Annotated in this window: 26 protein-coding genes; 15 read left to right on the top strand and 11 right to left on the bottom strand. The window is 39.8% G+C overall.

Going from position 1 to position 24,211, the window contains the following annotated elements; all coding sequences use genetic code 11:
• The first annotated feature begins 160 nt into the window (after nt 1–160).
• The 3 genes from R8N23_RS16870 (at nt 161) to R8N23_RS16860 (ending at nt 3,588) form a co-directional block, all read left to right on the top strand.
• On the top strand, nt 161–1,267 hold the full coding sequence (locus R8N23_RS16870) for a cytochrome-c peroxidase (protein ID WP_318172787.1): 1,107 nt from the start codon (nt 161–163) through the stop codon (nt 1,265–1,267).
• Nucleotides 1,236–1,988 (top strand): MbnP family protein, encoded by a 753-nt coding sequence (locus tag R8N23_RS16865; protein WP_318172786.1) that lies wholly within the window; start codon nt 1,236–1,238, stop codon nt 1,986–1,988. Before R8N23_RS16870 ends, R8N23_RS16865 begins: the two co-directional genes overlap by 32 nt.
• A gap of 70 nt (nt 1,989–2,058) precedes the next feature.
• On the top strand, nt 2,059–3,588 hold the full coding sequence (locus R8N23_RS16860; protein ID WP_318172785.1) for a carbon-nitrogen hydrolase family protein: 1,530 nt from the start codon (nt 2,059–2,061) through the stop codon (nt 3,586–3,588).
• A 156-nt stretch (nt 3,589–3,744) separates the two neighbouring features.
• On the opposite strand, the gene R8N23_RS16855 is transcribed toward R8N23_RS16860, so the two are convergent.
• The 3 genes from R8N23_RS16855 to R8N23_RS16845 all read right to left on the bottom strand — a co-directional run bounded on the left by R8N23_RS16855 (nt 3,745) and on the right by R8N23_RS16845 (nt 5,515).
• The gene (locus R8N23_RS16855) at nt 3,745–4,347 is read right to left on the bottom strand and encodes a superoxide dismutase (protein WP_318172784.1); all 603 of its coding nucleotides are present in this window, start codon (nt 4,345–4,347) and stop codon (nt 3,745–3,747) included.
• A gap of 152 nt (nt 4,348–4,499) precedes the next feature.
• A complete protein-coding gene (locus tag R8N23_RS16850; protein WP_318172783.1) occupies nt 4,500–4,958 on the bottom strand; it encodes a nucleoside deaminase in 459 nt (152 codons plus the stop codon).
• The gene (locus tag R8N23_RS16845; RefSeq protein ID WP_318172782.1) at nt 4,955–5,515 is read right to left on the bottom strand and encodes a hypothetical protein; all 561 of its coding nucleotides are present in this window, start codon (nt 5,513–5,515) and stop codon (nt 4,955–4,957) included. Before R8N23_RS16845 ends, R8N23_RS16850 begins: the two co-directional genes overlap by 4 nt.
• A gap of 114 nt (nt 5,516–5,629) precedes the next feature.
• Between R8N23_RS16845 and aspS the strand changes: the two genes are divergently transcribed.
• The 5 genes from aspS (at nt 5,630) to R8N23_RS16820 (ending at nt 10,152) form a co-directional block, all read left to right on the top strand.
• Complete coding sequence (gene aspS / locus R8N23_RS16840) at nt 5,630–7,384, top strand: aspartate--tRNA ligase (protein ID WP_318172781.1); 1,755 nt, start codon at nt 5,630–5,632, stop codon at nt 7,382–7,384.
• 4 nt (nt 7,385–7,388) lie between these two features.
• On the top strand, nt 7,389–8,513 hold the full coding sequence (locus R8N23_RS16835) for a BamA/TamA family outer membrane protein (RefSeq protein WP_318172780.1): 1,125 nt from the start codon (nt 7,389–7,391) through the stop codon (nt 8,511–8,513).
• Between the two features lie 75 nt (nt 8,514–8,588).
• Nucleotides 8,589–8,948, top strand: a complete 360-nt coding sequence (locus R8N23_RS16830; RefSeq protein WP_318172779.1) for a response regulator — start codon at nt 8,589–8,591, stop codon at nt 8,946–8,948.
• An 8-nt stretch (nt 8,949–8,956) separates the two neighbouring features.
• Nucleotides 8,957–9,349, top strand: a complete 393-nt coding sequence (locus R8N23_RS16825) for a DUF2721 domain-containing protein (RefSeq protein WP_318172778.1) — start codon at nt 8,957–8,959, stop codon at nt 9,347–9,349.
• An 11-nt stretch (nt 9,350–9,360) separates the two neighbouring features.
• A complete protein-coding gene (locus tag R8N23_RS16820; RefSeq protein WP_318172777.1) occupies nt 9,361–10,152 on the top strand; it encodes an SGNH/GDSL hydrolase family protein in 792 nt (263 codons plus the stop codon).
• A gap of 36 nt (nt 10,153–10,188) precedes the next feature.
• Here R8N23_RS16820 and R8N23_RS16815 read toward each other — a convergent pair whose 3' ends face one another.
• Nucleotides 10,189–10,653, bottom strand: coding sequence for a hypothetical protein (locus R8N23_RS16815; RefSeq protein ID WP_318172776.1), 465 nt, complete (start codon nt 10,651–10,653; stop codon nt 10,189–10,191).
• Nucleotides 10,654–10,804: 151 nt separating this feature from the next.
• On the opposite strand from R8N23_RS16815, the gene R8N23_RS16810 reads away from it, so the two are divergent.
• Entirely contained in the window at nt 10,805–11,197 is a 393-nt protein-coding gene (locus R8N23_RS16810; protein ID WP_318172775.1) for an acyl-CoA thioesterase, read from the top strand.
• 14 nt (nt 11,198–11,211) lie between these two features.
• Here the strand turns inward: R8N23_RS16810 and R8N23_RS16805 are convergent, their stop codons facing one another.
• Nucleotides 11,212–11,787, bottom strand: coding sequence for a PhnA domain-containing protein (locus R8N23_RS16805; protein ID WP_318172774.1), 576 nt, complete (start codon nt 11,785–11,787; stop codon nt 11,212–11,214).
• Between the two features lie 8 nt (nt 11,788–11,795).
• Nucleotides 11,796–12,863, bottom strand: coding sequence for a VOC family protein (locus R8N23_RS16800; protein WP_318172773.1), 1,068 nt, complete (start codon nt 12,861–12,863; stop codon nt 11,796–11,798).
• Between the two features lie 204 nt (nt 12,864–13,067).
• Here R8N23_RS16800 and R8N23_RS16795 point away from each other — a divergent pair, with 204 nt between their 5' ends.
• Together R8N23_RS16795 and R8N23_RS16790 are read left to right on the top strand one after the other, a co-directional pair.
• Nucleotides 13,068–13,433: a hypothetical protein gene (locus R8N23_RS16795; RefSeq protein WP_318172772.1), complete on the top strand. Its 366-nt coding sequence runs from the start codon at nt 13,068–13,070 to the stop codon at nt 13,431–13,433.
• A gap of 59 nt (nt 13,434–13,492) precedes the next feature.
• Nucleotides 13,493–14,098, top strand: a complete 606-nt coding sequence (locus R8N23_RS16790) for a hypothetical protein (protein WP_318172771.1) — start codon at nt 13,493–13,495, stop codon at nt 14,096–14,098.
• A 49-nt stretch (nt 14,099–14,147) separates the two neighbouring features.
• On the opposite strand, the gene R8N23_RS16785 is transcribed toward R8N23_RS16790, so the two are convergent.
• A complete protein-coding gene (locus R8N23_RS16785; protein ID WP_412071654.1) occupies nt 14,148–15,389 on the bottom strand; it encodes a hypothetical protein in 1,242 nt (413 codons plus the stop codon).
• A gap of 62 nt (nt 15,390–15,451) precedes the next feature.
• Nucleotides 15,452–15,988 (bottom strand): YceI family protein, encoded by a 537-nt coding sequence (locus tag R8N23_RS16780; RefSeq protein ID WP_318172770.1) that lies wholly within the window; start codon nt 15,986–15,988, stop codon nt 15,452–15,454.
• 282 nt (nt 15,989–16,270) lie between these two features.
• Between R8N23_RS16780 and R8N23_RS16775 the strand changes: the two genes are divergently transcribed.
• The gene (locus R8N23_RS16775; protein WP_318172769.1) at nt 16,271–18,178 is read left to right on the top strand and encodes a peptidase M61; all 1,908 of its coding nucleotides are present in this window, start codon (nt 16,271–16,273) and stop codon (nt 18,176–18,178) included.
• Nucleotides 18,179–18,223: 45 nt separating this feature from the next.
• Here the strand turns inward: R8N23_RS16775 and R8N23_RS16770 are convergent, their stop codons facing one another.
• Nucleotides 18,224–19,774 (bottom strand): OmpA family protein, encoded by a 1,551-nt coding sequence (locus tag R8N23_RS16770; protein WP_318172768.1) that lies wholly within the window; start codon nt 19,772–19,774, stop codon nt 18,224–18,226.
• Nucleotides 19,775–19,837: 63 nt separating this feature from the next.
• Entirely contained in the window at nt 19,838–21,148 is a 1,311-nt protein-coding gene (locus R8N23_RS16765; protein WP_318172767.1) for a serine hydrolase domain-containing protein, read from the bottom strand.
• 171 nt (nt 21,149–21,319) lie between these two features.
• Between R8N23_RS16765 and rpsT the strand changes: the two genes are divergently transcribed.
• The 3 genes from rpsT (at nt 21,320) to R8N23_RS16750 (ending at nt 22,972) form a co-directional block, all read left to right on the top strand.
• Nucleotides 21,320–21,571 (top strand): 30S ribosomal protein S20, encoded by a 252-nt coding sequence (gene rpsT, locus R8N23_RS16760; protein WP_318172766.1) that lies wholly within the window; start codon nt 21,320–21,322, stop codon nt 21,569–21,571.
• Nucleotides 21,572–21,689: 118 nt separating this feature from the next.
• Nucleotides 21,690–22,385: a RadC family protein gene (radC, locus tag R8N23_RS16755; protein ID WP_318172765.1), complete on the top strand. Its 696-nt coding sequence runs from the start codon at nt 21,690–21,692 to the stop codon at nt 22,383–22,385.
• Complete coding sequence (locus R8N23_RS16750; RefSeq protein ID WP_318172764.1) at nt 22,385–22,972, top strand: DUF1684 domain-containing protein; 588 nt, start codon at nt 22,385–22,387, stop codon at nt 22,970–22,972. Before radC ends, R8N23_RS16750 begins: the two co-directional genes overlap by 1 nt.
• A 1-nt stretch (nt 22,973) precedes the next feature.
• On the opposite strand, the gene hutI is transcribed toward R8N23_RS16750, so the two are convergent.
• Nucleotides 22,974–24,206 (bottom strand): imidazolonepropionase, encoded by a 1,233-nt coding sequence (hutI, locus tag R8N23_RS16745; protein ID WP_318172763.1) that lies wholly within the window; start codon nt 24,204–24,206, stop codon nt 22,974–22,976.
• Nucleotides 24,207–24,211: the final 5 nt, after the last annotated feature.

Here is a 24,211-nt window from a genome sequence, read left to right as displayed (position 1 = left end):
GGAATTCAAGTTGTAATTTTTTTGTTGAATTTGAGTTAGTATTACAACTCCATGCTATGATAGTATAAGTAATGAGCGATATGAGAAATCTTGGTTTCAGGGCCGTTGCTTTTGTCTGGTCAAGATAGTGGAATTCATATTTTTTAGTGTTGAGTAAAGGATGAAAATAAGATTGTTGATAGGATGGATTAGTTTGATGCTCTTGGTAGCATGCACTGATGACACGACAATTAGGAGCCCTACGCCTTACCAATTTGAACCGCCAATCCTATTTGGGGATGGATTTGAGATTCCAAATGATAACCCATTTACCGAAGAAGGAATAGCTCTAGGTCGCAACTTGTTTTACGAGAAAATGCTCTCTCGAAACAATCAAATTTCTTGTGGGACTTGTCATCAGCAGTCGAAGGCTTTTACTGATGGGGCAGCTTTTAGCACCGGATTGGATGGTGCGCTAACGAGCAAGAGCTCCATGTCTCTGGTCAATCTGCATTGGCAATCAAAGTTCTTTTGGGATGGGAGAGCGCTGAGCTTGGAAGCGCAAGCCTTGCAACCGATTCAAGATCACATCGAAATGGACTTGCCGATCGAAGAGGCGGTGAGTCGATTAACAGAGTCAAATACTTATAGAAAGCAATTTGCTGCTGCCTTTGAAACGGAAGAAATTTCTGGAGATCTCATCGCCAAAGCACTGAGTCAATTCATGCGAACGCTGGTTTCATCTAATTCCAGATACGATCAGCACTTGCTAGGTGAAAATGTGTTGACTGACCAAGAGAAACTAGGCATGGACTTGTTTTTCACGCATCCTGTGGCAAATACAGGTTTAAGAGGTGGAAATTGCGGGGACTGTCATAAGACTATTCTTACATCCGGAGATCGTAAAGATTTTTTGGGATTCAATAATAACGGGCTTGATGTCGACGACAACTTAGAAGACGGCCTAATGGCAACGACTGGTAAGCCTGAAGATAAAGGCAAATTCAAGGCGCCGAGTCTAAGAAATATCGAATTGACAGCACCCTATATGCATGATGGTAGATTTGCCACTTTAGAAGAAGTATTAGATCATTATAATAGTAATGTTCAGACGAGTTCGACTCTAGACCAGCAGATCGTGGAAGCAACTAATCTTCCTGAAGCTGTGTTACCAGTCAAACTGGGATTGACCGAAGAAGAGAAGGAAGCAATTATCGCTTTTTTACATACCTTAACTGATGAAACATTTATTACGAATGAAAATTTTTCTGACCCTTTCGAAAATTAGCGCTGCTGTTTTATTGCTCTTGTTGGGTGCCTGTGATAGTGACGAATCTAAAGACACCAGTAGTTTGATTTTCAAGTTTACCGCGAAAGCGGAGGATGAATTATTAGTTTTTGGATCGAAAAAATACACTACTCCACTGCAACAATCTATCACCATCGAAAGGTTGGATTTTTATTTGAGTAATATCCAGATTAAGGATGCTAAATCGGATACCTACTATTCTGAACCTGATAGCTATCGGCTTTTAAGTTTTGACCAAGATCAAGCCACTGTAACTTTTATGGTTGAAAACATCCCAGCTGACTTTGAAATATCGGAAATCAAAATGGCGATTGGAGTAGATTCAGAAGCCAACACTTCAATAGATCATGTAGGCGACTTAGATCCTACGAATGGCATGGCCTGGGACTGGAACACAGGCTATAAATTTCTATCGCTGGAAGGAAGGTATTTTGATGGGAATAATGAGTTGGGTCAAGAAATAAAAATGCACATCGGTACCGATAAAAATTACGCCCCTGTTAGCTTAACGTTCGACGAACCATTCAAAATTGTGGGAGCATTCACATTGGTCTATGCCGTAGATGCATTAGCGCCTTTTGGTACTGTTGATCTGGAGGAAGGCACTGTATTTATGAATGACGAAAGAGGCGATCAGGTCGCTCTGGATTACCGAAACCATCTGCTACTAATAGAAGAAACCTTTGGGTTTGTTAAATAATTAAGACACTACTGTCTCACTTATAGCCCTTTTCCGCTAGCTTTATTTCCCTATTCAAATGGAGTAATTAATGGAAATTGAAAATATAGAATTGACCTATTTGACCCTTGGCGATTACAAGGAGTTGAAGAAGGCAATGATTGAGGCATATAGCAGCATACAAGACGCTTATTGGAAGGTGGACGAGATCAAGTCCCTGATTGATAAATTCCCTGACGGTCAAGTCGTGATCAAGGTTAATGGTCAATTGGCAGGTTGCGCGCTGTCGATCATTGTGAAATACAATCAGTTCGATGAGCATCATACCTATAAAGAAATTACAGGAGATTATACTTTCGATACGCATACCGACGAAGGCGATGTTTTATATGGGATTGATGTATTTATCAAATCTGAATATAGAGGATTGCGATTAGGTCGTCGTCTTTATGATTACCGGAAAGAACTATGTGAACGTATGAATTTACGTTTGATAGCATTCGGTGGACGAATTCCCAATTATCACAAATTTGCCGACGAGATTTCACCTAAAGAATATATTGAGCGAGTCAAAAGAAAGGAAATTGATGACCCGGTGTTGAATTTTCAAATCTCCAATGATTTTCACCCCTCCAAGGTACTAACGGGATATTTAGAAGGTGATGAAGCATCTAGTGAATATGCCGTATTGTTGGAGTGGGATAATATTTATTATAAGAAACCAACCAAAAAAGCTGAGACCAAAAAGAAGATCGTGCGTCTTGGGCTGGTACAATGGCAAATGCGATTGTATAAAGGTATGGAAGAACTCATGCAACAAGCAGAGTATTTTGTGGATGCGGTATCTGGTTATCGCTGCGATTTCGCTTTGTTTCCAGAGTTTTTTAACGCGCCACTGATGGCGGAGAACAACCACATGTCCGAGCCTGAGGCGATTCGAGAATTGGCTACGCATACGGAGGAAATTGTCCGACGATTTTCAGAATTAGCTATTTCCTATAATATCAACATCATCACAGGTAGTATGCCCGAGATCAAGGATGACTTGCTGTATAATGTAGGTTACTTATGTCGTCGAGATGGAACTACTGAGCGATATGAGAAAATCCATGTAACACCAGATGAGTCAAAAGTTTGGGGTATGCAAGGTGGCAATGAAATCAAAGCCTTTGACACGGATTGTGGGAAGATTGGAGTATTAATTTGTTATGATTCTGAGTTTCCAGAATTGAGCCGTCTATTGGCAGATGAAGGAATGGATATCTTGTTTGTACCATTTTTGACAGATACTCAAAATGGCTACTCAAGAGTGAGGAATTGTTCGCAAGCACGTGCCATTGAAAACGAATGTTATGTGGCTATTGCGGGTAGTGTTGGTAACCTTCCGAAGGTCCACAATATGGATATTCAGTTTGCACAGTCTATGGTGTTTACTCCGTGTGATTTTGCCTTCCCGACTAACGGCATCAAAGCGGAGGCTACCCCTAATGCTGAAATGATATTAATCGCTGATGTGGATGTCGATTTATTGAGAGAGTTGAATCAGTTTGGTAGTGTGCAGAACTTGAGAGACCGAAGAAAGGATATCTTCGACTTGAAGAAAAAGAGATTGAAGAAGTAATAAAAAAGCCTGTCTCAAAAGTATTGAAAGCGTCATCACGAGTGCAACGAAGTGATCTTAAAGTTTGATTACTGATCTGATTTTAAGATTGCTTCACGTTGTTCGCAATGACGGATAACTTTTGAATCAGGCTCCCTGCTTAATAAAGACTATAGCTTATTTCGCAGCAGCGAAACGCTTGTTCACTTCTTCCCAGTTGATTACATTGAAAAATGCATTGATGTAATCTGGACGTCTGTTTTGATAGTTTAGGTAGTAAGCATGTTCCCAAACATCAAGCCCTAGGATAGGAGTGCCTCCACATCCAACGCCAGGCATCAAAGGGTTGTCTTGGTTGGCCGAAGAGCAAACTTCCAACTTGCCTTCTTTTACACAAAGCCAAGCCCATCCAGATCCAAATCTGGTAGCACCAGCTTTAGCGAAAGCATCTTTGAAGGCGTCGAATGAACCGAAGGCCTCATCAATTGCTCCAGCAATATCACCAGTAGGGTTGCCACCGCCATTTGGGCTCATTACAGTCCAAAACAAAGAGTGATTGAAATGTCCACCGCCATTGTTTCTTACAGCAGGTACATCTGAATGCTCCGCACATAGTGCTTCGATAGACTTGCCTTCCATTTCAGTACCGGCAATCGCTCCATTCAAATTAGTTACGTACGCATTGTGGTGCTTTCCGTGGTGGATTTCCATTGTACGTTTGTCGATATGTGGTTCCAATGCATCGTGTGCATAGGGTAATGATGGTAATTCAAATGCCATGATAAATCTATGTTTATGTTTAAAAAATTCTTGAGAGTAAAGTTAATTGTAAATCTAAAATAAACGGAATCAATTGATCATTCTATTCTATACTGATATAGAATGATTGTATGAAATCACGAAACCTCAAGATAAGTCAAAATAACAGTGTGTTAAGCACCCCTATCCCGCATGCGCTTAAAAAAATCTGTAACCAAGGTACTGCACTCGTCAGCCAATATGCCTTTTGTGATTTTAGCTTTTGGGTGAATGGCTTTTGGTGCTAGATGAGCATAACCTCTTTTCTCGTCGCTCGCGCCATAGATTACCTCATCCAATTGAGACCAATAGGTGGCTCCAGCGCACATGGTGCAAGGTTCGAGCGTTACGTACAATTTACAGCCAGCGAGGTATTTCGTACCTAGGTAGTTTTCGGCCGCCGTTATAGCCAATATTTCCGCATGTGCTGTTACGTCGTTGAGCTTTTCTACTTGATTATAGGCTCGCGATATGATTTTGTTTTCACATACTACTACAGCACCCACTGGTACCTCATTCTCTTCGAAGGCGTATTGGGCTTGCTTCAGGGCTTCTTTCATGAATGCCTCATCGCTATGAAGTCCAGGGATCATTTTTTCTTTTTAATAAATTCGACGCTATCCATGATATCCGCCAATTGTGGTTGCCATTCGTTTTGCAGTTGGATTGGACTCGTAAAGTTGAATACCCAAGAGTGTTGGCCTACGATCATGTACTGTATGTAAGTATATTTTTTAACTGCACTTTGTGATCTAAAAGATTGGGTGCTATTGTCTGGCTTTACTGTAGACACAAATTCGAAATAGGCTGCTTTTTTTCCATTTACTTCTTTCATGCCCTGGCTGATCATTTCTATCTCATCATAAAAATTGTAGATGTTGGATTTTTGAAAACTTACCATAATTTCCAAATCGTCAGCACTCCATTGAGTTACTGATTTATTTACACCTAGATCAATCGTGACAGATTGGTCGGTGTAGATGGCTACTGGCCTTTTGGTAGAAAAGTATCTGCTGGCAATTTCGTCGTCAGTCATCAGTCTGAATTGACTTGGAATCATCATAGTGATCTCTTCGGTTACGTTGACTTTTGTCAGGTCGTTAGCCGGAAACGTTGAAAAAATCAGATTAAAAAATAAAAAGACACCCATGATTTTGCGAATTTTTTAAAGCTAGTGAAAAATCAAAATTAAACTACCTTGTGATGAAGCCCAAAACAAGACAATGATTAAATTTGCGCCTTCATTTTTTATAATACGAATATTATGCTGAGAACGCAGACTTGTGGCGAATTGAGACTGGCGGATGCCGGAAAGGAAGTGACACTATGTGGATGGGTACAAAAAGTACGCGATAAAGGAGGAATGGTTTGGATTGATCTTAGGGATCGATACGGAATTACTCAATTAATATTCGAGGAAGGGCAGACGCCTACAGAATTGCTGGAAAAAGCAAAGACGGTGGGTCGTGAATTCGTGCTCAAGGCGACCGGAGAAGTGGCTGAGCGCTATGCTAAAAATGATAAAATACCTACAGGAGAAATTGAAATAAAAGTTCAGAACTTAGAAGTATTAAACCCATCTAAGGTTCCTCCATTTATTATCGATAATGATACTGATGGTGGAGAAGAGCTAAGAATGAAATACAGATACCTCGACTTAAGAAGAGACGAGGTTAGAGATAAATTAATGCTTCGTCATAAGATGTTGCAAGCCACTAGATCTTACCTGTCAGATCAGAGTTTTATGGAGGTAGAAACTCCAGTGCTGATCAAGTCTACCCCAGAAGGAGCAAGAGACTTTGTGGTGCCTTCTAGAGTGAATAAAGGAGAGTTTTATGCTTTGCCTCAGTCCCCACAAACGTTTAAGCAGCTGTTGATGGTATCTGGGTTCGACAGATATTTTCAGATTGTGAAATGTTTCAGAGATGAAGATTTGAGAGCGGATCGTCAGCCAGAGTTTACACAAATTGATTGCGAAATGTCATTTGTAACTCAGGAAGACATCTTGAATACTTTCGAAGGGCTGACTCGTCACTTATTCAAACAAGCACTTGATGTAGAAGTGGGTGAGTTTGTACATATGCAGTATGATGATGCCATGAAACTCTATGGCTCTGATAAGCCAGATGTAAGATTTGGTATGCCTTTCATTGAGCTTAATGAAGTTGCACAAAACAAAGGATTCAATGTTTTTGATCAAGCCGAATTAGTGGTTGGAATTTGTGCTGAGGGATGTGCTGATTGGACCCGAAAACAATTAGATGCTTTGACCGATTTTGTAAAGCGTCCTCAAGTAGGAGCTAAAGGATTGGTATATGTGAAGTGTAATGAAGATGGTTCATTCAAGTCGTCTGTAGATAAGTTCTATACCCAAGAGGATTTGAAAGCCTGGGCGCAAAAAGCCGAGGCTAAGCCAGGAGATTTGATCTTGGTACTATCTGGAGATCTGAATGCTACAAGAAAGCAAATGTGTGAATTGAGATTGCACATGGGAGACTTGTTGGAGTTGAAAGATCCAATGAACTTCAAGCCACTATGGGTGTTGGACTTTCCTCTTTTAGAATGGGATGAAGAGACTGAAAGGTATCACGCGATGCACCATCCATTTACCTCGCCTAAGCCAGATGAAATACCACTTCTCGATACAGACCCTGGTAAAGTTCATGCCAATGCCTACGATTTGGTCATTAACGGTGTTGAAATTGGTGGTGGTTCTATTAGAATTCATGACCGTGCTACGCAGGCGATGATGTTTAAGCATCTTGGTTTTTCTGACGAAGAAGCACGTGAACAATTTGGATTCTTAATGGATGCCTTTGAATACGGTGCACCTCCTCATGGTGGAATTGCTTTTGGATTTGATAGATTATGCTCTATGTTTGGCGGCTCGGATTCTATCAGAGACTTTATAGCCTTCCCTAAAAATACTTCTGCGCGCGATGTAATGATAGAATCACCTTCTCCGATTGCAAAAGATCAACTGGATGAGTTGGGACTGGATCTATTGCCTGCTGAATAACTAGATGAGGAAAAATCTGATTTGTTGTTTTCTATTATTGTGCTCGTTCTTTAATGGACGTGCACAAGAGCAGATTGCTGTCCAAAAAGACTCTTTACAGCAAGACTCTGTTCAAGAGAAACGAATCAAATTTGCAATCTACCCGGCGTTAGGATACTCCCCTGAGACCAAAGTCAATATAGGTACCATTGCATTTTTTGTATTTAATACCAAATCAAAAAATCCTACTTTTCATAGACCGTCGAGCATTACTCCTTATATAGTATTTACTACTAATAAACAGGTACTGATAAAGTCGGATTTTGATTTATTCTTTGGGAATGGGATGAATCTGAACATGGAGGCCAGGGTCTTTGATTTTCCTGATAACTATTACGGTATAGGGAGCGAAACTGATCCGGATGTGGTGGAGCAATATACGGACCGTTATGTGGCTATGAGTGGTACGTTGCTGAAACCAGTTACTCCCCAGTGGTTTGGTGGTATTCGTTTTGATTTTCAGTATAATAACATAACTGATTTGCTCGACTCTGGTCTATTGGAAACGGATGTGCCTGTTGGGATAGAAGGTGGAAGGAATATGGGGCTAGGTCCAGCATTTAGAAATGACACACGAAATAGTACGTTGTGGCCAACACATGGAAGGTTTATAAATGCTAGAGCTGCATTCTATGGCAAAGCATTTGGAGGTGAGTACAATTATGGAAGTTTTCTTTTTGATTATCGTCAATACTTTGAATTCTTGGGTCCAAAGAGTGTTTTAGCCATTCAGTTCAGAATGAACCTGACATCTGGTGATGCACCGTTTTATAAACTGCCCAAAATGGGCGGAGGAGGGAGGCTCAGAGGAATCGAGCACCGAAACCTTTACAGGGATAGACAGTTGATGTATTTTCAAGTAGAAGCCAGACAAGAGCTTTTTTGGAGATTTGGAGGCGTGATTTTTGCAGGTGTAGGAGAGGTATTCGATAGCTTTAGTGAATTTGGGACAGATAAAATAAGAGCGGTTTATGGTCTTGGAGGTCGTTTTAGGGCGCTAAAGGATGAAAAGCTTAATTTCAGAATGGATTTAGGTTTTACGGATAATGGGCAACACGCGTTTTATCTATCAGTTCGTGAGGCCTTTTGACACACGTCATAAATTGTTATAATAATTTTGTATTTTGCATAACCAGTTAAGGAAAAAGAGAAAGAACGATTAATTATGGCAGATAAGATCAAATTGCTGTATGTGGATGATGAAGCAGCTAACCTAAATGTTTTCAGAATTGCCTTCAAAAGAAGGTACAATGTCACTACATGTGAAAGTGCAGCAGAAGGACTCAAACTAATGGAAGAAGATAAGTTTGATGTAATTATATCTGATCATCGCATGCCTGAAATGACAGGTGTGGAGCTACTTGAAAAAGTGGGTGAGCTATATCCTGATATGGTGAGAATTATCATTTCTGAATATGTAAATGATGAGATCATTCGAAACGCAATCAAAAAATTTGGTTTTACTGGAAGCGTAGGAAAACCATGGGATGCGGATGAGTTGGTCGCTCTTATCGAAAATAAATAATCCCTATTTTGCAGTTAGAAATCTCTACACCGGCCCTATTGTTTCCGGCGATTACGCTATTGCTGCTGGCTTACACCAATCGATTCTTGGCGCTGGCCACGCTTATCAGAAATCTGCATGCAAAATATCAACAAACTAAAACTCAACATGTGCTTGTTGGGCAAATAAAAAATCTCAGGGTACGGTTGAATATGGTTCGTCGGATGCAGGCTTTTGGTGTGCTAAGTTTTCTTCTTACTGTGGCCTGCATGTTTGCTTTATTTAGAGAAGGCTTTATCTTGGCCAATTACCTTTTTGGTGGGAGTTTGCTTTCACTCATCACTTCACTCATCTTTTCATTGATAGAAATTCAGATGTCTACTAAGGCACTCAATATAGAATTGAGTGATATGGAGGGATGAATGATATGAATGTGAAATATTTCATAGGTTCGCTATTCACTTTGCCTTTATTACCAATATTATATCTCCAAGGAAGAAGGGTTAAACAGACAATTCCAGACTTACCAGAAGCCATAGAGCCAGCAGGGGTCAGTGGGTTGACATCGGATCAATGTATTGAGGTTCTAGTTGTGGGAGAAAGTACAATGGCAGGGGTGGGAGTAGAGACGCATCGAGAGGGGTTTGCTGGAACATTAGCTCATGAGTTGTCTGATAGACTTAATCTATACGTCAAGTGGAGGGTGCAAGCCAAAAGCGGAATCACGGTAAGTAGAGTTTCAAAAGAATTGCTGGCAGAGCTAGATGAAAATAATTGGGATTTGGTGGTTATTGGAATTGGCGGTAATGATGCCTTCAAACTCAATAACCCTGTTCGTTGGAAGGCGCAAACCCGGTCTCTCATTCAGGATTTGAATGGCAAATTTGGTAACGTACCTATAGTGTTTACAAACATGCCTCCTATTAAAGAGTTTCCTGCTTTTACTCCGCTGATGAAGTGGACGATCGGGAATCTGGTGGAAATATTAGGCGAATCATTAAAACAGGTAGTTGCTGAATTTGAAAACGTGTACTATTCTTCTGAGATTATTAGCATTGAGACTTGGTCCAAAAAATACAACCTGTCTGAAGATATTGGACTTTACTTTAGTGATGGTGTACATCCTTCAAAATTGACTTACCAAACGCTGGCGAGACAGTCGGCTGAGTTTATTGAGAAAAATGGAATTTTGAAATTAGAATCTGTAAATTCAACGAATCAGTAAATTGTCAGTGCTTCCACAATAGTTTTTTCCGAAAACCTATTCTGTTAGGGTGATGTTGCTATAATAAAACGCAATAATGTCTTCAGCATCTTTAATTTTATACAGTACATCTTCTAACTCTTCTGTGTTTTGATGTCTGATATTCAGCGCAACTTTTAAGACTCTTTCGAGATCAGCTTTGGCTTTTTCTTCTGTGATCAGCTTCTTTTTTAGCCCTTTGAGTACGTATTTGTTTGTTTTTTTTACGGAGTAGTAAATTGCAGATTTTTGTATGAATTTGGTTGTTGTGCCAGAAACTTTACTTGTCTCTTCATAGACGTAGTATTCATTTAAGAGCTGCATCATGTTAGTGAACGGCGGCCCGAACCGATGAGGAGAAAGCGATTCTATATAAGCTTCATCCAGCTCCATTTCTTGGTATTGGAATTCAAAAACTTTTGATTGAGCGGATAGAGTGAAGTAACTAGAAAAAACAATTATGAAAGCAGATAAGAATCTCATTTTGACGGTTGATAATTAAATTTCAAGGGCTGCGAATTAATAAAATTAAGATAATGAAATCCTATCATTTAAATTGCAATCAACTAATAATTCTGAAAGTAACTTGCTCAAAGAGTGATAGTGTTTTGAAATAGATAAAGACAAGTATAAAATGAAATTTCATACAAGAAAGTGGGTAAAGCCCGAAGACCTAAACCCAAATCAAACTTTATTCGGTGGTAAACTTCTAGCCTGGATTGATGAGGAAGCGGCTCTTTATGGAGCGATACAGTTAGAAAATCAAAAAGTGGTGACCAAGTTTATGTCAGAGATCAACTTTTTAAGTTCGGCACGCCAAGGAGATATAGTTGAAATTGGGATTGAGCCTATCAAGTTTGGTCGGACGTCGCTTGAACTTAATTGTGAAGTGAGAAACAAGATGACTCGGGAGACAATTATTACTGTAGAAAGGATTGTCCTTGTGAATATTGGAACTGACGGCAAGCCAACTCCTCATGGAAAGACTGAAATCGAATATGTGAAGGATCGTTTGGCTGAAGGTTGATCCCTTTATTGAGTTTACTTTTTCACAAACTTGGTTAGGATCACGATTTGCTGACCGTTTACTTTTCCTTCAATTTGTTCAGCATTGTCATAAACTAAAGAGATATTACGAACGGCAGTGCCTCTTTTGGCTGTGAAATTAGCTCCTTTTACGTTCAAGTCTTTGATAAGCACTACGCTGTCACCTGCCTCCAAAGTAGCCCCATTGCTATCTTTATGTATGATTTTATCCGCTTCGTCTTCTCCTTCGTCAGTAGCTCTGGCCCAGGATGCTGTACTTTCGTCCAAGTATAGCATATCCAGCAGATCTTGAGGCCAGCCTTCTCCTTTCAGTCTTGAGAGCATTCGCCAGGCCAAAACCTGAACGGCTGGATTGGTATTCCACATGCTGTCGTTGAGACATCGCCAGTGATTGGTGTCAACCTCTGTTGTTCTATTTATTTGTGACTGGCACACATCGCATAAATAAGCGCATTCTTCCGCGTGATCGCCAGATTTAGGTTCTACAGTATAAGGAGCTAAATTATTGGCTGCGCTACACAACTCGCATTTGGAATCGCTTCTTTTCTGAAGCTCTTTTTCGATACTCATTGTCTGAATTAGTCGAATTTTTTTCTTTTGGTAATAGCCATGGCCTTCAATATAAAGCCAGGAAGAGGTTTGTGTGGGTTTCTGTTTTTCAATTTAATACTCCAGTTGAGTTTTTTAATCAGCGGAACTTTATGAGTTTCTACAAATTCCACAAGAGTACCATCATTATCTTCAATATAACCCCAATGGCCGTTGGCATCTCCCATATCAAAATGCTCAGAACTTAGCACCTGAAAAGGGTAGTTCTTTTCTTTACATTCTTCTACCAGAGCATTCATGTTTCTAATATCAAAACACAAATGAATAAATCCGATATCTCCCCAGAATCTTCCTTCAAATAGTTTCTTTGGCGTGCGGTCCAAGGCTTGAATGAGCTCAATCTGTCCGTCTCCCAGCAAAGGGTAAAATCCACCTGTTCGGTCTTTGATGTGTGTGAGCAATACCCTTCTGAACTTTCCTTCTCCGTTGTTCAAGCCTTTAAGGTCATTAAATGTCCCTGTTTCGTCGTAGATCACTTGATTGTAGCCGAGAATATCTGCGTAGAGTTTCAGTGATTGATCTATGTCGGACACGCCAAGAGTAGCTCCGCAAATGCCACCTACATCAAATTTTGATTTTTTGAGCCATGAATCAAATTCTTTGATATGAAGAATGTTGTCCCACGGGTCTTTGATATAAAATCCTTTGGATCCATCCGGCTCCTCATTTATTTCAGTACATACTGTTACTCCTTTAGCCTTTAATCGGTCATAGCTCTTTTGAATATCCTGAGATTTTATCTTGGCTATGTTGATTCCCAAATCACCAATCTGCACCGGTTCTTCTATGGTGAGTGGTGTTCGGCCTGTGTGTTGCCATATTTCATAGCCACTGCCACCTTGAGCATTCATGGCGAGAATGGCTCTTTTTTCACGGGGTTCTCCGCCCATGTATTTGGCCATAAAGGTGGCTTCATTGTCATCATCAAAAATACATAGATCGGCACCCAAGGTTTTAGCATACCATTCAAAACCTTTTTCAGCATCATCTACACCTACACCAATCTGCTGAATTCCATAAATCAACTTTCCGTCCATCGACCTTTGTATTAAATTAATTTCAAAAAATGAATAGGCAAATTAGGAAAAAAATCTGGTTTGCAGGGTGGATTTAAGTGTAGCCTTGAAAAATAATGTGAATACAGAGTCGGGTCAGGAAAGCATGAATATTCCTGTATGCTTGAATGATAAAAGTTTTATAAAGGATGTTATATTTATAGTGCTTAACCAACTTTAGTCTTTATGTCAGGTATCTCAATTATCGATGAGAACGAGGAAATCATCATTTTTACTGATCTACGGAATGTGAGCGCTGAGGATGCTCCAAGTATTATGGACGAAGCAGCAAAAGTTATTTCTCAATATCCTTCAAAATCAGTGATGTCATTAGTCGATATGACCGATATGCGGTTTAATAAGGTGGTTATTGCCAAAGTCACAGAAATAGCCAGAATCAACGAGCCTTATGTAAAAGTGACTGCCATTGTGGGGTTAAATTCTGTGGCTAAGCTCATTGCCAAGTCCGTGATTAAATTGACAGGAAGGAATACTGTATTGTTCGATGAATTAGAAGAGGCTAAAAATTGGTTGTTGGAAGAAAGTAGCTGATCAAGTACATAAGCTAGTTTAAATAGAATTTGGTCATGGGAATTATAAAAAAAGATTAATTGATAAGAAGAATATTATTGCTTTCGGTGGGGTTAGGATGGATCTTTGACGTTAGCGGGCAGGTGGATAAAGCCGAAAATAACTATGTGGTCAAATCCATTAGTATTATTATTGAAGGCAAGACAAATGTTAATAAATTTAGTTGCAAACTAAAGAAGTACGTTGCCAATGATACGCTGAAGATTAATGGCATTTGGAATGGGAAGTCTGTGGAGTTTGATGGACTGTACTTACAGGTACCTGTAGATGGCTTTAATTGTGGGCTTCCCCTTATGACTTCAGATTTTAGGAATTTACTCAAATCCGAACAACACCCTCTGCTATCCATGGAGATTAGTGAAATTTATCTTCCCCCTTCACCAAATTTGAGTGCGTTAGAAAATATGACAGCCAATACGTTACTAACCATTGGTGGTACAAAACAGACAGAGGAGATTTACGACAGTTACCTAAATGAAATGGATAATGAATTGATTCTTGGCGGAAAGCATGAATTGAATATGCGAGCGTATCAAATTGAACCACCAAGTAAATTCTTCGGTACTATTGTCGTTCAAGAGCAATTGGATATTGAGTTTGAAGTGACACTTCAATTAGTAGAATAAAAAAAGCGAATACCACTGGTATTCGCTTTTTGATTATTGTTTTTATTCTTTAGAAGCTAATGGCCGCTTCGATAACGAACCCATTGAATTCTAATCCTTCAAACTGTGCATTACCAGCGTAGCCGTCGCCACCGTAGGTTTGTTTTACATATTCCAATTTGGTCAATACATTTTTGGTTAAGAACCATCCACCACCTACGTTGAACCTGTTGATTTCTATATCAGGAGCACCATCAACTTGATTGCCTTTTACCGTATTGTAACGTCCTCCAAGATAAAATTGATCTTTTTGTCCTAGTCTATAAAGTGCTTCTCCTGCTACTTGTGTGAAAGAACCTTCTCCATCTGCACTACCTCCGGCGATCTCATAGATTCCAAAGAACTCTAGGCCTTTGTACTTTACAAATGGGTTAATTTGAATAGCTGTAAGCTCTTTGAATCTTGCTCTCAATCTTCCAGAGAAATCGTCAGAAGCTGTGACAATGTTTCCTGTTCCGTCATCATACATGTAATCACCGACGTGATAATACCTGCTTCCAGATCTATCGCCACTGTATAGCCAGGTGCCAGTAGTGGTTCCTTTATTGATGTACCAAGATCCTGTCAGTCTGAGTCTAAGGTCATCATTGATTTGATTGTCATAACCTAGTTTACCAAAGAAAGAGATTTTGTTGTCAGAATTGTCGTTTACAGTCACGTTCTGGTTCAACTTACCATTAGTTATACCAACCACACCAATCAGACCATTATTTTGAAGAGTCACTTCCATGAAGGCCTCAGTAGAAAACGCGTCCATGATGTAGTTGCCCACAAACGGGTTGTAAATGGCTCTGGCGTTATCAGTTCTGCGGAAGTGCGCATCGCCGTAGTTGAATTCATCCATACCTACTTTGATGGTAGCTACGTCCATGAAACCAGATAAGAACCCGTCGCTAATGAAATTCAGATTGTCCATTTGTAAATAACCTCCTTTTACCCAAGCTTCTTCGTGGTGTCTAGAAGATAGATATGTGCGAAGATGCATTCTTACTCCGTCTTCGAGCTGTACATCTAGGTTAAGGTTTGCAGTTGGTAGATTTAGGTTAGAGCCTAATTCTACTAAATTGTCTGCATCGTTTGATTGGTTTAGACTTTGAAATTGCATGGCAAAGTCACCTCCAATTTTCACTTTCAATCCGTCATATTCAACGGTGTCTGTTTTTGATGTCTCAAATATATTCAGGCCATCCTGACTGTCAGGCCGATAATATTGCATTGGCGTCTGAGCGATTCCTTCGAATGCCCACATCATTGCTAATGTTAGTGCAATGGGTTTGATTATTGAATTGAATTGAATTTCATAACTGTAATTGTTTAAGTGTTCTTTAGCGTAAAATTGAATTGAATAGTAACCTCATCTCCTGTTTTGATGGTACCAAACACTGCAGTTGGTGGAGTTACTCCATAATCGGTCATTTTTAATTTGATACTTCCTTTGACCGAAGCTTCGGAAGCATTAGAAAAGGTTAGATCGATGGGTATTTCATTGGTTTTTCCGGCAATAGTCAATTGACCTTTTCCCACTAGTTGATTTCCTTTTATATCCAGTTGATCGGCTTTGAAAGTAATCTTCGGATATTCCTTTTCGTTCAATGCTTTGTAGGTATTGCCATCCATTCCAGACTTTCCACTTTTGATAGATTTCACAACAGCTTCGAATCTAATCTTAGATACCTTGCCTTCATTTAAATCCGCATTGGCTTGAAATTCTTCTACTTTTGAGACCCAATCATGCAACGATGAAGTGCCCGAAATTTCCAAATTACTCTTGTTTTTATCCAGTGTCAAAGGTTGACTCCATGCCGTAGTTCCCAAAAGGAAAAATGACAATATGGTGAATGCTTTTTTCATGATTTCATTTGTTATCTGACTCTAATAATTGAGTTTTTTTGTGCTTTGTTTACAAGACAAATCAAGCACAGGAAATGACCATATCCGAGGTTGTACATCACATGAAAACATGATAAATATCATATCTAAAACAAGAGGGTTTTTATCATTGTATAGACAGGACAGTACCTTTATTTGACCAATCGTGTAATAAATGAGACCATTGAGATACTTGTACTAGGTGACTGGTCATTTAGATGGTTATGTTTATAAATTCATAAGGAAAACTCAAAATAAACTCAAATGAAAAAATTACTATTAGTAGTGATGGCTATGTCTATTGGATTAGCCTCACAAGCTCTTCCCGATGATCAATACGTTTATACTTTAGATCTCACCATAGTTAAAAACGATAAAGTACAGGTTGTTCTTATACCTCCTAAAATCAAGGAGTCGGAGATCACTTTTTATATGCCGAAGATTATTCCAGGTACGTATTCTGTCGCAGACTATGGTCGCTTTATTGAAGACTTTAAAGCGTTAGATAAAAAAGGGAATGAATTGAAAGTAGAACGAACTTCTGATAATTCCTGGAAAATCTCGAAGGCCAATAAGATGAGCAAAGTCACTTATTGGGTGAAAGATTCTTACGACAATGATGTAGATGGCCCCGGGATATTCGAGCCAGCTGGAACTAACATCGAAGAAGGAGAAAATTTCGTCATCAATTCGGCTGGCTTTTTTGGCTATTTCGAAAACATGACTCGGCAGCCATTTAAATTCAATGTGATCCGGGATTCAAAGATGTATGGTTCAACTGGCTTAATAGCTTTGAGCACTGGACAATCGATGGAAACCAGCCTTGATATGAGCGAAATCAAAACAGAAAATAAAGAGGCTGAAGTAGATACTTATCTGACAGAAAGTTACGATCATCTGGTGGATAATCCTTTGATGTATTGCGAGCCAGATACCAGTATCATTAACGTAGCTGGTGCTGAGGTGCTTATCTCTTCTTACTCGCCAGGACAAGTGGTGAAGTCAGAAGAAGTGAAAGGAGCGATAGAACAAATATTGATGGCCCAAAAAGAATATTTGGGAGGGGAATTACCAGTGGATAAGTATGCTTTTATTTGCTATTTCACTGAAAGACCTGTGCGATCGATTGGTGCTTTAGAGCATTCTTACTCTTCACTGTATTCTATGAGAAATCAACCCATTGAGTCAATGATTGGTATGTTTAATCGTTTTGCAGCTCATGAATTTTTTCATATCGTTACTCCATTGAACATCCATTCACAGGAGATTCACCAGTTTGATTTCAACGAACCTAAAATGTCGAAGCATTTATGGTTATACGAAGGGATTACGGAGTTTTTCGCTGGCAATGTGCAGGTGAAGTACGGGATCATATCCCAAGAAGAGTATTTTCTAGCGTTGCAAGACAAAATGGTGAATGCAACTACCAGATTCAATGACTCCCTGGCATTTACAGATTTGAGTAAATATACACTGGACAAATACCCGGACCAGTATGGCAATGTTTATGAGAAAGGGGCACTCATAGGCATGTGTTTAGATCTGAAGCTCAGAAGTCTATCAGAGGGTAAATATGGTGTTCAGAATATGATGTTCGATTTGGCAGAGAAATTTGGCAAGGATCAGGCTTTTGATGACGAAGAATTATTCGACATTATTGCGGCCATGACTTATCCAGAAATTAGAGAGTTTTTCACGACTTATGTCGAAGGCACAACGCCATTGCCATATGCTGAATTTCTCGAATTGGCCGGTGTAGACTATAAATATTCTGAAACAAGGAAGGAAGTGAACTTGGGATTGACGCCAGGTTCGTATGGGTACAATCCAGAAACCAGCCGCGTTTTTATAGCGAATGCAGAAGGATTGAATGATTTTGGAAAGGCATTTGGATTAAAAAATGGTGATGTATTGGTGGGTATTAATGGAAATGAGATACCTTTGAGAGGAATCATGGCATTCACTCAAGGTGTGAGAGAAGAAATGAAGGTAGGAGATGAGTTTACCTATTCCGTGATGAGGCAAGGAGAAGACGGTTCGGAATCAAAAGTAGATTTGACCGCAGAAGTAGTAGAAGTAGATGTAGAGTACTATCATATACTTTCGTTGAAAGAGGAGCCTACCGAATCACAACTAGCCGTCAGAAATGGCTGGCTATCCAAAGACGAATAACCTCAATTTACCATAAGCACTGAACTTTATAGTTTGGTGCTTTTTTTATTTCTTGATTTTATGGACGGTAAATTCCACTCTTCGATTTAGTTTCCGTGTCTCCGCGCTGGCATTGCTCGCAATAGGCTTTGTGCCTCCAAAACCCTTCCCTGAAATTCTCCTTTTGTTCACTCCCTGAGCCACTAAGTATTTCATTACCGTTTGCACTCGGTCTTCACTAAGAGCTATGTTCAAAGAGGCTTTACCTTGATTGTCGGTGTGGCCTGATAAGAAAATAGAAACGTCAGGATTGTATTTCATCATCTCGACTACCAGGTCGAGCTCTTTTTCGGATCCTTGAATTAAAACAGCCTTGCCTTGCTCAAACAATACATGGTCTAATGTTACTGTGTTGCCTTCTATGATAGGTTCAAGACTAAAAGTTAACTGCTCGTTGTTTAGTAACGAGGCATCCGTCACCACAGCTTCAGCCGATAGGTACCGAAAGGCTTTCACTTTTACGATATAGTTATTTCCCTCATCTACGGTCAGATTAAATGCTCCTTGAGAATTAGTTAAAGTTTTGAATTCTTTGTTTAGAGGTTCTGTAGTTACGTATACCTCAGCGCCTATAATTGTCTCATTTGTCTTTTTGTCTTTGACTATCCCGCTAATCGCAATGATTTTCTCTTCTTCTACTATGTCGATCACTTGAACAGTATCTTCTATAATTTCAATTGGAGAAATCTCCGGAGCAATTTTCACTTTCTTAATATCGCCGTAACCATCGCTGTTTTGTGTACTGGACAAATAAGCGTATTCATCGTCTAAAAGAAAAGTGAATGATCTTTCTCGGCCTTTGGTGTTGATTTTAGGCCCTAGGTTTACTGGTTTGCTCCATTTTTGCCAAGTATCATCGAGCCTGGTAGACATAAATATGTCAAAACTACCCTCACCTTCATGGCCATTCGAAGAAAAGAAAAGTGTTTTATTGTCTGCTGCAAGAAAGGGAGTGATTTCTTGATTTTGTGTGTTTATCGCAGCGCCTAGATTCTTCGGACTTGTCCAAGAGCCGTCTGGCTTCATACGCGAAAGATATAGGTCTTCAACCCCATAATTGCCAAAGGATTCCATGCCGAAGAGTATATGTTTGCCATCAGCTGAAACACTAGCCGTGAGCTCTTTGGATTTAGAGTTCAAATACGGGATGTTGAACGGTTTGGGAGTGGTCCATTGGCCATTGTTGAAATAGGTAACTGCTAATTTATTGTCATTGCTAAGAAGCAATGTTCTACCAGAGTCTAGAAATCCAATGATGTGATTGCTTCGCTCGTCATTAATTTCTTTGAGGTTATAAGCTTGGGTCCATGCTCCATTTTCATTTTTTTCGCTCATCCAGATGTCTCCCTGATCTTTGCTGCCTCCGGCATTGTGTGGGTGGTTCTTTCTCGTGAAATAAAGAGTCTGTCCATCTGGGCTTAATACTACATTGGGTTCGTCAGAAGTGCTATTAATGATCGAATCAAGAGAAATTTGCTCGGAGAATATTTCTATTTGACAGAATGAGTTAAAACTGATAACAAAGAAAAAAAGAAATAGCGCGTTTTTTATATTCATACAGCTGGATAATTCAGACCGTAAATTTGATGTGCTTAATTATGAATTGCAACCTATTGCATTTCATTCGTTTTCTTCAACTAACAAACCATATACCAAATCGTGTATTCTAGGTCTAATATTTAATTGATAGATTTTTCTGTTGGTTCTAGAAGGGTACACTCTGTTGGCTAGAAAAATGAACAAAAGTTGATTGTCTGGATCAGCCCAGACTAATGTGCCTGTGTAGCCAGAATGGCCATAACTATTCGGGCTAGCGAGCTTGGCGACACTGGTTTTGATGCTGTCATACTCTATCAGAGGTTTATCAAAACCCAATCCTCTGCGATTATCCTTTTCGCAATATTGGCATCTGGTGAACTCGAATATCGTTTCTGGTTTTAAATACTGCCTATTACCATAGATCCCACCATTGAGTAGCATTTGGTAGACTTTGGCCAAATCATAGGCATTGCTAAAGAGTCCTGCATTGCCGGATACGCCTAGCATGACAGCAGCACCTTCATCGTGCACCACACCATGAAGTTTGTTCATACGAAAGAAAGTATCCACTTCGGAAGGAACAATTTCGTTTAAATCATATCTTTTCAAGGGGTCAAATCCTAGACTTTTTGCGCCTATGGGTTTGTAAAAATTGTCGACTAGATACTGTTCGAATGAAATACCCGAAAGTCTCTCGATCAATTCTGGAAATAGATAAAAGGCTAACCCCGAATAGACATAATCTTCCTTATCGTACAGATCAGATTTTCTGATCATCTTGTAAATTCTATCTTCTTTGAAGTCTTTGTATAGGAAAAGGTCGGAGCCCGGGATGCGATAAGGGAACGCTGCAGAAGAGTCTGCAGCAATAGTTTTTCTTTTGTACTTGCCATTTCTTCGTTGAGATTCCGAATAATAAGGAATCCAGTTTTTGAGTCTGGACTGATGGGCGAGGACTTTTCGAATAGTCAGGTCAGCCTTGTTAGATTTAGCTAAATAGGGGAAATAGAACCCCAGGGTCTGGTCTAACTCCAGCTTACCTTCTTCATATAGTTTCATCAAAGCCAATGTGGTAGCTGTGATTTTGGTAATAGAGGCTAGATCGTATAAGTCTGTGTTTCTTACCTTTTGGATGCTGTCGTAAGTGTGATAGCCAAATGATTCGTAATAAAAGATATGACCTTCTTTGGCCAGAAGAATTTGACATCCTGGAAATGCATTGGAGTCAAGTGCTTGGGTGATGATTGAATCTATGCCAGCATAGAGTTGAGCTGAATCCAGATTGAGTTGGGTAGGAGAGATGTAATTCAGTGTGTCACTTTTTTGCTGTTGAGATACGAGTGTGAATGGCGTAGCCAGCGAAATAAGGAATAAAAAAAACAAACGACTCAAGCTCATTGGTTCTTGTACAGATATGATTAACAATTTAGCAGCATATTTACAGTAAAACTGGCTTATATGCCATTCAAAAGCTTTCTTAATTTATTTAATAGATTGTATTTGTATTTATACATAATAGCTCTAAATTTGCAGTCCGAAAAAAAGAATATAACATTTTAGAGAATGGCGAATCATAAATCGGCTTTAAAGAGAATCAGATCAAACGAGGCTAAAAGGCTAAGAAACAGGTATCAGCACAAAACAACTAGAACTTTCATCAAGAGATTGAAGGATTCTACGAACAAGGCTGAGGCTGAAGAACTATTGAAAAAAGTAGTTGGGATGATCGATAAGTTGGCTAAAAACAACATCATCCACAAGAACAAAGCAGCTAACCAAAAGTCAAAACTGACTAAGTTAGTAGCTTCTCTATAAGCCAGAGTCTCTTATTAAGATATAGATCGCTCCCTTTTTCAAGGGAGCTTTTTTTGTTTAAGCCCTTCTCGTTTCAGTTGCTTTTACTTACTTTCGATTTAGCACAAACAGAATCTCTATGTATAGTTCAGAAAGTCTGTCCATCAAACAATGGGCGGAAGAAGACAGGCCTAGAGAAAAATTAATTATAAAAGGCAAAGCATCGCTTTCAGAAGCTGAATTGATTGCCATATTGATAGGTTCAGGTACTCCGAAAATCTCAGCAGTCGACCTGGCCAAAACCATATTAGCAGCCACAGGTAATGATTTGAATGAATTGGCTAAGCTTTCTTTAGCTGACTTGAAGAAATTTAATGGCATTGGCGAAGCCAAAGCGATTGCGATCATCAGTGCCCTGGAATTGGGGCGGAGGAGGAAAGAAACTGAGGTGGTCAAAAAGCCCAAAGTAAGTTCGTCTTCTGATGCTTATCATTACCTCAAACCTCATTTGATGGACTTAGATCATGAGCAGTTTTGGGTGCTCTATCTAAATAGGGCTAATCAAATTATTAAACCTGAAATGATTAGCGCCGGTGGTGTGTCAGGAACTGTTGTGGATGCCAAGCTTGTATTTAAAAAGGCCCTGGAAGTACTGGCCTCAGGTGTGATCTTAGCTCATAATCACCCATCAGGAAACTTGCAACCCAGTAATCAGGATGTCCAGTTGACGAAAAAAATTAAAGCTGCCGGTCAAACATTAGATATTCCTGTTCTTGATCATATTATTTTCACTGATGACGGCTATTTTAGCTTCACGGATGAATCTATGATGTGATGAGAAACAAAACCTATTTTTTGGCAGTATGTATGCTGGTTTTGGTGGCATGTGAGCCAAAACAAAAATCTTTATCCTATGAGGAGTTTATCACCAACGATCGTAATGAAACGCATGAGTTTATGAATGAGTCAGAGGATTCTCCTTTTGCAGGAGCGGACTCTACAATTCGGTTGAATTATTATCCCCCCAACGTTTCATTTAAAGTCATTGCTGAAATTGAAAGAATAGAAAAAGGCGGTCAGTTGACTTTAGGAACTTCTGATGGTGTACCAAGGATATATAATAAGCACGCTTTTTTAAATTTTGAGCTGGATCAGGAACCTCTGCGATTGTTGGTGCTGAAAGGTGAAGATAATGATGGCCTATTTTTAGGTTTTGCTGATTTGACTAATGACGACACCACCTATGGCGGCGGTCGATACATCAACCTCAACTTCTCAGATCAGGCAGATAAGATCACTTTAGATTTCAATTTGGCTTACAATCCATATTGTGAATACAATGCGAAGTATTCTTGCCCTTTGCCGCCAGTAGAAAATTATTTAAAAGTGGCTATTGAAGCAGGAGAAAAGCTGTATAAGTAGATCACACTACTCTAGTGCCATTTTTCCAAACGCCATCTGGCTTAATCTTACCTTGTTGGTAGAATATCTCTCTGTGGTCGTTGACAGGAAATGATATCAAGTCAGCGATTTGACCGGTTTTAATTCTTCCTCTATCTGATAGGTTCAATGCCTTGGCAGCTCTAAAAGTGATGCCAGCTATGCACTCTGGAATCGATAGTTTCTCGGCGGCTCCCATCAATGCCGTTTGGATTAATAAATCGCCCATCGGAGCTGATCCTGGGTTCCAGTCGGTGGCAATCGCCAAACAACAACCGGCATCCAACAGCTTGCGTGCCGGGGAGTAGTGCATGCCTAGTCCAAGGGACGCACCGGGCAATACGGTGGCCACTGTTTCTGAATTGGCCAATAGTTTTACATCCTCATCTGAGGTGGCTTCTAGGTGGTCAGCACTGACTGCGCCAGCTTTTACAGCTACTTGCGTACCACCAGAAGTAAACTGATCTGCATGGACGGTGATTTCAAAACCCGCTTCTTTGGCTTGCGTTAAATACTTGGCAGATAGATTAGTGTCGAAAGCACCATCTTCAGTGAAGATATCAATTCGATTGGTCAGGTCTTTTTCTTTCAGTATTGGGAAGAGGTTTTCAACTATGTGATTCAGATAAGCTTCGTGGTTGTCGAATTCTTTAGGGCAAACATGAGCCGCCAGACAAGTAGAGATCAGATCTGCTGGAACCAGTGTATTAGCCGACTGAATCGCTTGCAGCATTTTTAGTTCTTCGTCTACGGAGAGTCCATAGCCACTTTTTACTTCAATAGTAGTTACCCCTTCTTCTAAATGCCTTTTAGCTCTCATTTTGACTAGGTCAGTCAACTCTGATTCGGAAGCGGCTCTGGTCTTATTTACTGAATCATGAATGCCTCCTCCATTTTTTAGAATCTCCTGATAGGTTTTGCCTGCTACGCGCTGAGCGTAGTCGCCCGCTCTGGAACCGCCAAAACAAATATGGGTATGACTATCAATCAATCCAGCCATTAAAATGTGGTCACCTTTGATTAATTCAGTTTGGTCAGCTTTATTTTTAAGACTTTTGTAGTCTCCAACTTCGAGTATTTGACCATTTTCTATTAAAACCCCACCTTTTTTTATCAATCCAAGGGCGTCTTCAGCGAGTGCTCCTTTCTGAGAAGCTTCTGTCATAGTGATGATTTCTTTGAAAGGGCCGATGAGTCGTTTTTGGGGTCGTTTCATGGGTA

Origin of the sequence: Reichenbachiella sp. (genome assembly GCF_033344935.1) — a bacterium.
GTDB lineage: Bacteria > Bacteroidota > Bacteroidia > Cytophagales > Cyclobacteriaceae > Reichenbachiella.
This window is presented reverse-complemented; position numbering and strand designations above follow the sequence as displayed.

What these genes read in the sequence shown, in the direction of transcription:
- R8N23_RS16780 (WP_318172770.1), bottom strand. Translation starts at nt 15,988, where the DNA reads ATGAAAAAAGCATTCACCATATTGTCATTTTTCCTTTTGGGAACTACG.
- R8N23_RS16865 (WP_318172786.1), top strand. Translation starts at nt 1,236, where the DNA reads ATGAAAATTTTTCTGACCCTTTCGAAAATTAGCGCTGCTGTTTTATTG.
- R8N23_RS16810 (WP_318172775.1), top strand. Translation starts at nt 10,805, where the DNA reads ATGAAATTTCATACAAGAAAGTGGGTAAAGCCCGAAGACCTAAACCCA.
- R8N23_RS16770 (WP_318172768.1), bottom strand. Translation starts at nt 19,774, where the DNA reads ATGAATATAAAAAACGCGCTATTTCTTTTTTTCTTTGTTATCAGTTTT.
- R8N23_RS16870 (WP_318172787.1), top strand. Translation starts at nt 161, where the DNA reads ATGAAAATAAGATTGTTGATAGGATGGATTAGTTTGATGCTCTTGGTA.
- radC (WP_318172765.1), top strand. Translation starts at nt 21,690, where the DNA reads ATGTATAGTTCAGAAAGTCTGTCCATCAAACAATGGGCGGAAGAAGAC.
- R8N23_RS16855 (WP_318172784.1), bottom strand. Translation starts at nt 4,347, where the DNA reads ATGGCATTTGAATTACCATCATTACCCTATGCACACGATGCATTGGAA.
- R8N23_RS16815 (WP_318172776.1), bottom strand. Translation starts at nt 10,653, where the DNA reads ATGAGATTCTTATCTGCTTTCATAATTGTTTTTTCTAGTTACTTCACT.
- R8N23_RS16795 (WP_318172772.1), top strand. Translation starts at nt 13,068, where the DNA reads ATGTCAGGTATCTCAATTATCGATGAGAACGAGGAAATCATCATTTTT.
- R8N23_RS16805 (WP_318172774.1), bottom strand. Translation starts at nt 11,787, where the DNA reads ATGAGTATCGAAAAAGAGCTTCAGAAAAGAAGCGATTCCAAATGCGAG.
- R8N23_RS16830 (WP_318172779.1), top strand. Translation starts at nt 8,589, where the DNA reads ATGGCAGATAAGATCAAATTGCTGTATGTGGATGATGAAGCAGCTAAC.
- R8N23_RS16800 (WP_318172773.1), bottom strand. Translation starts at nt 12,863, where the DNA reads ATGGACGGAAAGTTGATTTATGGAATTCAGCAGATTGGTGTAGGTGTA.
- R8N23_RS16775 (WP_318172769.1), top strand. Translation starts at nt 16,271, where the DNA reads ATGAAAAAATTACTATTAGTAGTGATGGCTATGTCTATTGGATTAGCC.
- R8N23_RS16835 (WP_318172780.1), top strand. Translation starts at nt 7,389, where the DNA reads ATGAGGAAAAATCTGATTTGTTGTTTTCTATTATTGTGCTCGTTCTTT.
- R8N23_RS16845 (WP_318172782.1), bottom strand. Translation starts at nt 5,515, where the DNA reads ATGGGTGTCTTTTTATTTTTTAATCTGATTTTTTCAACGTTTCCGGCT.
- R8N23_RS16860 (WP_318172785.1), top strand. Translation starts at nt 2,059, where the DNA reads ATGGAAATTGAAAATATAGAATTGACCTATTTGACCCTTGGCGATTAC.
- R8N23_RS16750 (WP_318172764.1), top strand. Translation starts at nt 22,385, where the DNA reads ATGAGAAACAAAACCTATTTTTTGGCAGTATGTATGCTGGTTTTGGTG.
- rpsT (WP_318172766.1), top strand. Translation starts at nt 21,320, where the DNA reads ATGGCGAATCATAAATCGGCTTTAAAGAGAATCAGATCAAACGAGGCT.
- aspS (WP_318172781.1), top strand. Translation starts at nt 5,630, where the DNA reads ATGCTGAGAACGCAGACTTGTGGCGAATTGAGACTGGCGGATGCCGGA.
- hutI (WP_318172763.1), bottom strand. Translation starts at nt 24,206, where the DNA reads ATGAAACGACCCCAAAAACGACTCATCGGCCCTTTCAAAGAAATCATC.
- R8N23_RS16785 (WP_412071654.1), bottom strand. Translation starts at nt 15,389, where the DNA reads ATGATGTGGGCATTCGAAGGAATCGCTCAGACGCCAATGCAATATTAT.
- R8N23_RS16850 (WP_318172783.1), bottom strand. Translation starts at nt 4,958, where the DNA reads ATGATCCCTGGACTTCATAGCGATGAGGCATTCATGAAAGAAGCCCTG.